We start from the raw sequence: 8,848 nt of genomic DNA, 5'->3' as shown, positions 1-8,848 counted from the left end.
AGCCAAGGGGATTTTTGAATCTTTCTTGAAATCTTGTGCCAAAAAGTCTGAAAACCTAGTAGTGATAAGGGATTTAGAAATCAAGCGGTAAGATGTGAGTTAGGAGGTTTAAAAAAATATTCTTTTTGAAGGTATAAATTTTGTATTTTAATAAATAGAATCAAAACCAAATAATGTCGTATCGGGAATGGGTGTTTTTAATAAAAAAGATTATCGGTTAAAAATATTTCGAAAATTATAAAACTAACAAAAAGTGGGGTTTTGGAAAATGAAAGCACGAATGTTTTGATGTTTCAAAGGACTTAGATAAAAGTTTTAAATTAATGTTTTCTAATAAAAGTTAAACTTTTACACAATTATTAGTATATATTTGACAATTTAATAATTATAGTATAAAATGGAAATTGTATATAAAGTAATTTGGATATTGAGGAAATTTATTATTATGAGAGATATGTTTAATAAACGCCAACGTTTTTCATTAAGAAAATATAGCTTTGGTGTAGCCTCTGTCCTTTTGGGAGTTTCAATCTTCTCAAATGCGCAGGGTGCCCAAGCTGATGAAACGGTAGCACCAACTACCGCAGGTATGGAAACAACTGCTGAGCCAGATGTCGTCGTGGAGCAATCAACGCCAACAACAGCATCAGTAGCGCCAGCAACAACAGAAAACGCACCAAGTTCAGTCTCTACTGTGGCCTTGGCTAGTGAACAACCGCAATCAGCAGCTCAAAACAGCCAAGCAGCTTCAACAACTAGTCAAACAGCAGCTAGTTCAGAAGCAACTTCTCAGGCTGCATCGCAAGCGAGCTCTGAATCTGCAGTAGCAAATGTTTCATCTGTAGCTACTAGTGCACAAGCTCTTAACTCAACAGCTGTAGCAGAAACTCCAGCTGCTGGTCAAGTATCAGCACAAACAAGTGCGGCTGCTTCAGTTGCGACTGCAGCAGAAACTGCAAGTGCAGAGTCTACAACTAACGCTGTAAATAGCGTCCTTAAAGTAGCGACTAGCGAGTTGGCTGTGACAAGCAGTGAATTGAATGCTGCTGAAGCAAGTCTTAACTCTGAAAATCTCATCAATGCTATGGGACTTGCGGTATCAAACCGTAGCCTTCGTACAACTGATGCGGTTGCTGTTTTGACAAATGCTGGAGCAGGCTCAACAAACCCTGACTTGACAAACCTCGGCTACAAACTTGCCTTTTTGCCAGAGCGTCAACAATACTTTGTTAACATTGATTATATCAACCACCTCAAAGTCGGTCGTGATAACCGTGGGGTTATGAGACCTTATGACTACGTTACAAACGGTAATTACATGGTTGTTGTTAACTATGCCAACCTTGGTATTATTGACTATGTTGATGAAGCAGGAAACAAGATTCCTGGCTCTTCAACATACCGTATCAATAACTCAACTGAAACAATCACAGCAAACGGTAAGACTTACAATAAAATCTACGATGCTGGTGTAACAGAACTTCCACCAGTACCAGCAGGATACCGCATCAAGTATGCATCTGCTGACAAATCAAAAGCTAATGCTTATGTAGATGTCTTGAAGTCAGAACGTCAATACGACTATAACAACGGTATTGCAACTATCCGTTCAGAACGTGCTTGGGACCGTAACCAAACCCGTGTCGTTGACCTTGTTCAATTTGCTAACGGTTCACAAGGTTTGGACGCTTCAATTGATGCCAATGGTGGTGGTCAATACCTAGCTCCAGGTTACCGTTACCACATTATCGTTGAAAAAGACACGAAAGATGTTACTAAAGCCACAAGTCAAACAGTGACTTACACTGGTGCTGATACGAAGACACCAGCTGCTAACACTCAAAATGACTTTAGCTTCAATGGTAAAGAAGACCCTACAACCAACACAACAACTTGGACAGAAACTAGTCACACTTATGGCACAGTTAAGACTCCAGTTGTTATTGGTTACTACGCCGATAAAGCTGTAGCAGGTGGTAAGACAGTTACTCCGGATGCACCAAATGCAACAGACACAGTGACATACAAAGCCTTTGGTAAATTTATCGCTGTGGATGAAAATGGAAATCCAATTCCAGGTGTATCAACAACTGCCTACACTAACGATTCAAATGATGCAACTAAGATGATTGCCATCGACAAGACGCTTCCAAGCATTCCTGGCTACACTGTTAAAGTTATCCCTGCATCACCATCAAATCCAGGTGAAGATACTCGTGTCGTTTACGTAGCAATCGTTAACGATGTGACTAAGGCGACGAAACAAACTGTAACTTTCCAAGGTGCTGGCGATAAAACACCAGCTGCAGATGTGAAATCTGACTATACCTTTGCAGGTAAGGATAACCAAGCGACTGGTAAGGTGACTTGGAACGAAACTAGCCACACTTACGGTACAGTTAAGGTTCCTGTTGTGAATGGCTACTTTGCCGATAAAGCTGTAGCAGGTGGTAAGACAGTTACTCCAGATGCTCCAGAAGCGACTGATACAGTAACCTACAAGGCCTTTGGTAAGTTCGTCATTGTTGATGAAAATGGTAACCCAATTGCAGGTGTGTCTGATACTGCCTACATCAATGATCCTAACGATCCAACTAAGATGATTGCGGTTGACAAGAACTTGCCAACTATCCCAGGTTACACTGCTAAGGTAGTCCCTGCAACACCAGGTGACTTGTCTAGCGATACTAAGGTTGTTTATGTTAAGAACGATCAAAAAGCAAGTGTTGTTTACCGTGATGAAACAAGTGGTTCAACCCTTGAAACTGTTGCCTTGGCTGGTAAGTCTGGCGAAGCAGTTAACTATTCAACAGCTGAACGTATCAAACATTATCAAGACCTTGGCTATGTCCTTGTAACAGATGGTTACCCAGCTGGTGCAAGCTTTGACTTGGATAGCACAGTTGACCAAACTTGGACAGTAAGCTTCAAACGTGTAGCACTTGACTTTAATCCAGACAATGCACACGAACCTGGAACTCCAATCTATCCTAACCAACCAAACGGACCAAAATGGCCAGCTAAGGATGCTTACCTTAAAGATGTGACATACACTGTTCACTATGCAAGCAAAGATAGCAATGCTAAATTGCCAGCAGACAGTGTTCAAAAAGCACAATGGAAACGTTCATTGACGCTTGACTCTGTAACAGGTGACATTCTTACAGCAGGTGAATGGAAAGCGGATAAGACTAAGTTCGACCTTGTAATCACACCATTGGTTAACGGTTACTTCGCCGATAAAGGTCGTGTGGCTTCTCAAGATGTTACTATGGACAGCAAGGTTGAGACTGTCACTTACACTAAATTTGGTAAGATTATTGCCGTTGACGAAAAAGGTAATCCAATCCCAGGTGTTGAAGCCGTTACTTACACAAATGATCCTAACGATCCAACTAAGGCTGCTATGACCCTTGTTCCTGAAGTGAAAGGTTACAAGGCTGATAAGACAGGTGTGACACCAAGCAACCCAGGTGAAGATACAAAGGTTGTTTACAAGGTGGTTAATGCAGAACCTGCTAAACCAGCAGTGAACAAAGAAGTTGGTACTATCGTCGTTATCTACCGTGATGAATATGGTAACCAAATCAAGATGCCACTTGTAATCACTAACTCTGTTGGTGCTGAAGTTGACGTTCATGGTGATCGCTACATCTACCGTAACGGTGTGAAATACGAATTGATCCGTCAAGAAGGTAAATCTACAGACAAGATGACAGAAGGTCAAACAGTCGTGACTTACATCTACCGTAAGGTCGAAGACGGCTCAACACCATCAAACGGTAATGGCGGACAATCTGGAAGTTCAACATCTAAGGCTGTCAAAGCAACTTCAAACGGATCTAAGGGTTCTAAAGGTTCTGGATCTGGTTCAGCAGCTGATGGCGCTTCAGATGGTAAAGGTTCAGATAAGAAGAAATCTGGAAACAAAGATGGTAAGAAGGCAGATGGTTCTGATAAAGCTAAAGAAGGCGATGAACAATTGCCAGTAACAGGTGAGTCAGATAACAACCTCGCAGCAATGGGTGTTGTTGTTATGGGACTTATGTCAGGGCTTGCGGCTATGAATCGTCGTAAAAACCAAGACTAAGATTTCCACACCTTATCTCTCATAAATTCCAAAAATAAAATCTCTCTCGAGTGTCATTTGCTCGGGAGAGATTTTTTTGGTCTTTTCAGATAAAAAGTGGGAAAACTATCAAAGCCATGAATCTTTTAAGCAGTATTCGGCTTGATAAGGTACAATAGAGTAAGACAAAACGAATGAGGAGACTGTCATGAAGTTTTTACATACGTCAGATTGGCATGTGGGGCGAACCCTCAATGGCTGGTCTTTGCTGGAGGAGCAGGAGTGGGCTTTTCAACAGATTGTGGATTTGGCAATTCGTGAACAGGTGGATGGGGTTATCATTGCTGGGGATCTCTATGACCGTGCGGTTCCGCCTGTGGATGCCATTAAACTTTTTAATAAGACCTTGGCACGTTTGGTCTTGGAGGAGCAGATTCCCGTCTATGCCATTAGTGGTAATCACGATGGGGCAGAACGCTTGCATTTTGGGCGAGACTTTTTTCAACCTCAGGGCCTTCATTTAAGCACACGTTTGGAGGAAGCCTTTGAGCCGATTGAGTTGGAGGATTGCCAGATTTTTCTGCTTCCCTTTATCGATCCTATTGATGCTCGGATTTATTATAAGGATGATGGGGATAAAGAGATTCAGGGGATTGGTGATGCTTTAGCCTACATTCTTGAGGATATGGAAAAAGCCTTTAATCCCGACAAGTCCCATATCTTGGTGACGCATTTTGCGGTTTCTAAGAAGGATGATAGCGATGGTCAAAGTCTACGGGAATTGATGTTGTCTGAAACTAGCAATACGGTAGGTGGCCTTACCAATGTGACCAGTGACCTTTTCAAGGCTTTCGATTATGTGGCCTTAGGGCATATCCATACGCGTTTTGCCAGTCCGACCAAGCGCGTGCAATATTCAGGCAGTCCAATCGCCTTTAATGTCAAGGAAGCCAAGCGTAAGGAAGAAAAGGGTGTCTATATTCTTGAATTGGATGCGTCTGGTGATTTGTCTCAGATCTTCCATCCTCTAGAGGTCAGACGGCCGATTGTGGTTTTACAGGCGCCTTTTGAAACCTTGATGTCACCTGAATTTTATAAGGAGCAACCTTGTCAAAAGGCCTGGTTTGCCTTTGATATTCAATTGTCCAGCCGTAAGGAATTAGAGGGCATCAATGTGCGTGCCCGTCTGGAAGAGATTTATGGGACAGACATTGTAGAAATCACTTTCAGTCGTTTGGGTGATGTCAGGGAAGAAAGCTTGACTGTTGATCAGCACTTAAAAGATTTGGAAATGCAGTCTCCACAGGAAATTGTCTCTGATTTTTACCAGACAGTGACTGGGGGCGATGTCTTGTCTGAGAGACAAACTGCCCTTGTGGAAAGTATTTTTGAGGAGATTGGAAGGAGTGGACAATGAGACCAGTTCAGTTAGAATTGACCAATTTTGGACCTTATCGTAAGGAAGTCATCAATTTCACCCAGTTCGACCACGCTCCCCTCTTTTTGATTGGTGGGGACACGGGGGCTGGTAAGAGTACCCTCTTTGATGCCATGACGGTTGCCTTGTTTGCCACAACCAGTGGTGATCGTAATGTTGAAGAGATGAGGTCAACCTTTGCTGGTCCAGAGGATGATTTGACCAAGGTAACCTTTTATTTCCAACAAGGCAAGCATCTTTATCGCATTGAGCGAGTGCTCCAGCAGGAGAGAGCCAAGCGAGGTGGTGGTACGACCATGCAAAAAGCGACGGCTTCTCTAGTCATTGTGGATAAAATTGGTGGTCAGGAGATTGAAAAGCTTGGGGATAAGATCAAGGAAGTGAGTGACCAGATTGAGCAGATTTTGGGGCTCAATGCTGAGCAGTTCAAGCAGATTATTCTCCTACCGCAAAATGATTTCAGCCGTTTCTTGAAAGAAGATTCCAAGACCAAGACTCAAATTTTAAAGAAAATCTTTGGAACGGGTATTTTTGACCGTTTTCAAAAGAGCTTGGAAGAGCGTCTTCGTCAGAGCAATAAGGATATGGATAAGCGCCAAGCTCAGCTAGATGGCCATTTTGCCAGTCAGGTGTGGTCTGAGGAGGAATTAGCAGTCTTGATCCAAACGCCAGCCTCTGAAAAATTGGCACGCCTTGAAGAGCTTTTGTCTCAGCGTCAAGAAAGTCTTACGGAGCAAAAAAGCATCTTGAAGGATGCCTATGAGGATTTGGTTAAACTGCAGAAGAGCTTGCAAACTGCCCAAGATTTGGCAAAGATTTTCCAAGAATTGAAGCAAGCCAAGGAGCGTTACCGTCTGGAAATTGAGGAAGGTGCTCAGGAACAGGCAGAAGCCAAAGTGCATCTGGAGGAATTGCAGTTCGCTCAAGGTCTGCAGGAAACCATTAGTAGCCTTAAACAATATCAGAAACAGTTGTTGCAATTAGAGCAGGATCTTGAAATCGCTCAGGAAGAATTGAGTGAAAAGCAGCAGGCTTTTGAGGGAGTTAAGGCTCAAAAAGAGGCACTCGCAGCTCAATCTAAGGACTCTCTTCAAAAAGAAGAGGAGCTTGAAACTTGGAAAGAGGATATTATCTATGCTCAGAGTCTTGTCCGAGAGCAGGAGAAAATCAAACGTTCAAGCACTAACTACAAGCAGTTGGAAGAAACCTATCAACAGGCGTCGAAAAAGATTGAGACGCTTAACAAGTCCTTGTCAGATTTGGAGGCCAATCGCCTAAGTTTAGATAGCTTGCATGAAGCCGAAAAACTCCTCCAGTCTGTGGGTTACAATGTGGATAATCAACTGGCTCAGGACCTGAAAGAAATAGAGGACTTGAAGCAGGAGTTGGCCAAGACGGAAAAACGTCAACAAGGGTTATCTTTGGATATTGACCAAGTTCAAGAAAGTCTCAAGGAATTGGAAGACCAGTTAGCAACCACTTTAGCTTCACGTCGTCAACTCATGATTGCCCAGTTGCAGGCAGAATTAGAGGATGGACAGCCATGTATGGTTTGTGGTTCCATTGACCATCCTAAGGTCGATGGGACACAGGCGAATGAAGCGGCCTTGAAGGATCTCATGAATCAGGTGGAGGAACTTCAAGCTCAAAAAGAAAAGAAAGTCGCTACCTTGTCAAACCGTCAGGCTACCTTGAGCGAAGTTGAATCTAAACGTCAAGATTTGCTTGACCAAGTGGCTAAAGTCAAGCTAGCTCTCGAAAAACACTATCAAGAACTCCAGGAGCAAGTTAAGGGACAATTTGATTTTGATTTTTCAGAGGACTATGAAGCAGACTGTGGACAAGCCTTACTCCGAAAGGTTGAGCAGTATTATCAAGATCTACACAAACGCTTTGATAAGGAAGAGGCAGATCGTGTCCATTATCAAGAGAAGTTAGGGCAAGCTCAGGAAAAATTGATAGATTTGGCTAAAGCCTATCAAGAGGCTAAGGCGGCGCTTGACCAAGCTAAGGAACGTCTTAAGGAGTTACAAGAAGCTCATCAAGAGCTTGAATCTGTTGAGGTTTATCAAGAACGTATTTCCCTAGCAAAGCAGGAGTTGGACCTCTACAATAAGCAAGTCAAGGAAAATAGTGGAGCCTACAACCAACTTCATGCTGACATTCAAGGCATCAAGGGGCAACTTGAGAGCTTAACCAAGTCTAAAGAAAATGCTAGCCAAGAAACTAAGCGTTTATCGGCTGAACTAGACCAAAGTCTTATGGCTGAAGGGGCCCTCACCAATGACCTAGAGCAAATCCAGCTTTGGCTTCTTGAGGTGAATAAGCAAGCGATTCCTGAGCTCCAGGCTCAATTGACAAGCTACCAAACTCTTAAACAAGAGTTGAAGGCGCAGATTGTCAAGGGTCAAGAGCTTATCAAAGACCAAGAAAAGCCAGACCTTGGCAATCTAACACAAGCAGTAGAGGATTGTCAGGAGAGCTATGATAAGCAGCTGGCTCAGGTGTCTGTCATTGAGAAGGGGATTAAAGATGCGACGGCTACCTACCAAGCGGCCAAAACCCTTCAAGACAGTAATCAAGAGGCCTTTAAAGCTCACCAAGAGCTCAGCGATCTGGTTAAGGTGGTTAAGGGAGAAAATACAGCACTAACTGGACGACTCAATCTTGAAGTCTATGTTATCCGTCAGTATTTCCAACAAATCTTAGACTATGCCAATGCTAACTACATCGGTCTCTTAACGGATAACCGCTATTCCTTTGTCTTGAGTGAAGAAGGGCGTCGGGCGCGTGATCACTTTGGTTTGGACATCAACGTCTATGACCAGCTGACAGGTAGCGAGCGTTCCGTCAAATCCTTGTCTGGAGGAGAAACCTTTATCGCTGCACTGGCTATTGCCCTATCCCTCTCAGAGGTGGTGCAAAATACTAGCAAAGGTGCTGTTGTTGAAGCTCTCTTCATCGACGAAGGGTTTGGCTCACTGGATAAGGAAGCCCTGACCAAAGCCATCGCTGTTCTGGAACAAATCGGTGAAAACCGTATGGTCGGTGTCATCAGTCACGTGGACGACATGAAAGAAGGCATCGCCCAACAATTAGCTATCATCAAGTCGCATGATGGCAGTAGCCGTATTAAGATTGTGGATAAAGGGTAAAATATAAAAACTAAATTACTATCAATTAACGAGAATCAAAAGATATATCCTTTAACAGGAGTCTATTATCTGAGGAATAACTATCTTAGAAAATGTTCAATAGGCAATAGTTCCCCAAGTCTGTAGAATCCTACTTGTTGACGATTTAATTCAAGCTATTTTTAGTGGAACCTGAGTTTCTTCTTA

At 43.0% G+C, this 8,848-nt stretch carries 3 protein-coding genes; all 3 read left to right on the top strand.

What is annotated here, in order from left to right; translation table 11 throughout:
- Window positions 1–445: 445 nt before the first annotated feature.
- The 3 genes from O3670_RS09080 (at window position 446) to O3670_RS09070 (ending at window position 8,662) form a co-directional block, all read left to right on the top strand.
- Window positions 446–4,090 carry a mucin-binding protein gene (locus O3670_RS09080; protein ID WP_371596053.1) on the top strand — a complete coding sequence of 1,215 codons (3,645 nt, stop codon included), beginning with the start codon at window positions 446–448 and terminating at the stop codon, window positions 4,088–4,090.
- A 187-nt stretch (window positions 4,091–4,277) separates the two neighbouring features.
- Complete coding sequence (locus tag O3670_RS09075; protein ID WP_371596052.1) at window positions 4,278–5,486, top strand: exonuclease SbcCD subunit D; 1,209 nt, start codon at window positions 4,278–4,280, stop codon at window positions 5,484–5,486.
- Window positions 5,483–8,662: an AAA family ATPase gene (locus tag O3670_RS09070; RefSeq protein WP_371596051.1), complete on the top strand. Its 3,180-nt coding sequence runs from the start codon at window positions 5,483–5,485 to the stop codon at window positions 8,660–8,662. Before O3670_RS09075 ends, O3670_RS09070 begins: the two co-directional genes overlap by 4 nt.
- The last annotated feature ends 186 nt before the right edge of the window (window positions 8,663–8,848 follow it).

The organism is Streptococcus sp. 27098_8_74 (genome assembly GCF_041431705.1).
Taxonomy (GTDB): Bacteria; Bacillota; Bacilli; order Lactobacillales; family Streptococcaceae; genus Streptococcus; species Streptococcus salivarius_E.
This window is presented reverse-complemented; position numbering and strand designations above follow the sequence as displayed.